Annotated in this window: 2 protein-coding genes and 2 rRNA genes; all 4 read left to right on the forward strand. The window is 63.8% G+C overall.

What is annotated here, in order from left to right; translation table 11 throughout:
• Nucleotides 1–641, forward strand: a 23S ribosomal RNA gene (locus ACFWX1_RS31325); the annotation flags it as partial.
• A gap of 68 nt (nucleotides 642–709) precedes the next feature.
• Nucleotides 710–826 (forward strand): 5S ribosomal RNA (gene rrf, locus ACFWX1_RS31330).
• Between the two features lie 283 nt (nucleotides 827–1109).
• Nucleotides 1110–1865: a type 1 glutamine amidotransferase gene (locus ACFWX1_RS31335; RefSeq protein ID WP_378393367.1), complete on the forward strand. Its 756-nt coding sequence runs from the start codon at nucleotides 1110–1112 to the stop codon at nucleotides 1863–1865.
• A 94-nt stretch (nucleotides 1866–1959) separates the two neighbouring features.
• Complete coding sequence (locus tag ACFWX1_RS31340) at nucleotides 1960–3093, forward strand: anion permease (protein WP_378393368.1); 1134 nt, start codon at nucleotides 1960–1962, stop codon at nucleotides 3091–3093.
• Nucleotides 3094–3219: the final 126 nt, after the last annotated feature.

Genomic DNA, 3219 nt, shown 5'->3' on the forward strand with positions numbered 1-3219 from the left:
CTCCTAAAGGGTAACGGAGGCGCCCAAAGGTTCCCTCAGCCTGGTTGGCAATCAGGTGTTGAGTGCAAGTGCACAAGGGAGCTTGACTGTGAGACAGACATGTCGAGCAGGGACGAAAGTCGGGACTAGTGATCCGGCACCTCCTGGTGGAAGGGGTGTCGCTCAACGGATAAAAGGTACCCCGGGGATAACAGGCTGATCTTGCCCAAGAGTCCATATCGACGGCATGGTTTGGCACCTCGATGTCGGCTCGTCGCATCCTGGGGCCGGAGTAGGTCCCAAGGGTTGGGCTGTTCGCCCATTAAAGCGGCACGCGAGCTGGGTTTAGAACGTCGTGAGACAGTTCGGTCCCTATCCGCCGCGCGCGTAGGATACTTGAGGAAGGCTGTCCCTAGTACGAGAGGACCGGGACGGACGAACCTCTGGTGTGCCAGTTGTTCCGCCAGGGGCATGGCTGGTTGGCCACGTTCGGAAGGGATAACCGCTGAAGGCATCTAAGCGGGAAGCCTGTTCCAAGATGAGGTATCCCACCCTTTGTGGGTTAAGGCCCCCACCAGACCAGTGGGTTGATAGGCCAGATATGGAAGCACAGTAATGTGTTGTCGAGTTGACTGGTACTAATAGGCCGAGGACTTGCCCACAAACATGCTACGCATTCACTCTACAGCTCTGAAACACCACACAGTTTGTGTGTGTTGTTTTATAGAGTTTCGGTGGTTATAGCGTCAGGGAAACGCCCGGTCCCATTCCGAACCCGGAAGCTAAGCCTGACTGCGCCGATGGTACTGCAACCGAAGGGTTGTGGGAGAGTAGGACACCGCCGAACACAACATCAGAGAAAGGGCCTTGCCCGGTCGAGAACCCCCACAGGGTTCTCCCGGCAAGGCCCTTTCTCACTATGTGCACCCATCGTGGGCTGCACCGTCAGCGACGAACCCGCGATCACCAGCAGGTCGCACGTCTCGACAGCGGTCTCGGCCTCCGAAGCCGCCCCCTGACCGCCTCAGCACACCAAACCCACCCCACCGCGGAAGCAAGGGACCTTTACTGTCGCCCGGCGATAGCAAAGGTCCCTCGCTCACTCTCGAGCACATCCGTAGGCTGGTCTGGTGACTTCGCCGCGTTTGCTGATCATCCAGCCGTCGGAATCCGACCCGGTGGGGGCACTCGGGGACTGGCTCGTCGAGGCCGGCGCCGACTTGGACGTCCGGCTGCCGGATCGCCAGGAGCTTCCGGCCGACACCGAGGGGTACGGAGGCGTCATCTGCCTGGGTGGCGAAATGGGGGCGCACGACGACGCTGAGCACCCGTGGCTCGCGGACGTTCGGAGGCTGCTCGCCCGCGCTGCCGCCGCCTGGGTCCCGACGCTCGGGATTTGCCTCGGTGCTCAGCTGCTCACCGTGGCGACCGGCGGCAAGGTCGAGGTCGGCGAACAGGGGCCCGAGGTCGGGCCCTCGCTGGTCACCAAGAAGGACGCCGCGTGGACGGACCCCCTTTTCGCCGAGCTGCCGCTCATCCAGGACGTCATGCAGTTCCACAACGACGTGATCAGCCGGCTGCCGACGGGCGCCGAGCTACTGGCCTCCGCCCCCCGTTACCCACACCAGGCATTCCGATTCAACCGTTGTGTCTACGGTGTCCAGTTCCACATCGAGACCACTCCGGACATCGTGGCGCTGTGGGCGGCAGAAGAACCCGAAATGACGGAACTCACTCGTCCGGGTGTGTTCGAACGGGATGCCTTGATCGCATCGCACGCGGACATCGCCGAGACCTGGCGTCCGTTCGCGCATCGATTCGTCCAGCTGGTCAAGGGTGAACTCGAGCCTGCTGCGGACAGTCAACGCACGTTACCTCTGGCTTAACGGCGAAGGTCTCGAATACATACGGGCCGTTAACGGTTCACTCCACCGGTCAGGTACTTTGCGGGAGGTATCCCCACAGGGTTCGGAGGTCGGGGTGCAACCCTCGTTGCTGGTCGTGGTCGTAGTCGTCACGGCTCTCGTTTTCGATTTCACGAACGGGTTCCACGACACCGCGAACTCGATGGCAACGTCCATCGCGACAGGAGCGTTGCGCCCACGCGTCGCCGTCGCCATCTCAGCGGTGCTGAACCTCGTTGGTGCCTTCCTCTCGGTGGAGGTCGCGAAGACGATCTCCAGTGGCCTCGTCGACGACACCAAGGTCGGCCCAGCCATCGTGTTCGGCGGCCTGATCGGCGCGATCGTCTGGAACCTGCTCACGTGGTTCATCGGCCTGCCATCGAGTTCCTCGCATGCGCTCTTCGGTGGTCTGATCGGCGCCACGTGGGTCTCGGCGGGCGCGGACTCCGTCCACTTCGGCAAGATCGTCGACAAGGTGCTGGTCCCCGCCGCGGCCTCGCCGGTCATCGCCGGCTTGGTGGCGATGACCGTGACCTACCTGGTCTACCGATTCCTGGTCCGGCGCAAGCCGAACAGCAAGGGGTTCCGGATAGGACAGATCGTCTCCGCGTCTCTGGTATCACTCGCGCATGGGACCAACGACGCGCAGAAAACGATGGGTGTCATCACGCTGACCCTCGTCTCCGGCGGTCTGCTCCCGTCCGGCGCGGCGCCACCCGTCTGGGTGATCATCAGTGCTGCCTGCGCGCTGGCGCTCGGCACCTACCTCGGTGGCTGGCGGATCACGCACACCCTCGGCAAAGGACTCACCGACATCGAAGGCCCCCAGGGTTGCGCCGCGCAGACCAGCTCGGCGCTGGTCATCCTGGTCTCCTCGAGGCTTGGTTTTCCGCTCTCCACCACTCACGTCTGCTCCGGCGGCATCATCGGTTCCGGCGTCGGCCGTCGCGAGGCGCCGGTCCGGTGGCGGATGGCGGGACGCATGGTGATCGCGTGGTTGTTCACCCTGCCGGCTGCCGCGATCGTCGGCGCCATCGCAGGCAAGACGGCCTCGCTCGGCACCGCGGGCACCATCGCTGTCGGCGTCGTCGGCATCGCAGTCGGCCTCGGCATCTACCTGCTCTCGCGCCGCCGCCCCATCACCGCACACAGCTTCCACGTCCCCGAACCCTCCGCCCCCGACACAGAACCCCGCCAGCTAGCCGCCTGAAGAGGAGCAAGGGACCTTTGCTAACGCGCGGCGATAGCAAAGGTCCCTTGCTCCTCACGGCTCGGGGGCGTCCGCTCGGATACGGTAGGGGGTGTTTGGAGACCGTTGTCGTCCGACCGCTTCCGC

Origin of the sequence: Amycolatopsis sp. NPDC059021 (genome assembly GCF_042739895.1) — a bacterium.
In the GTDB taxonomy this organism is placed as follows: domain Bacteria; phylum Actinomycetota; class Actinomycetes; order Mycobacteriales; family Pseudonocardiaceae; genus Amycolatopsis.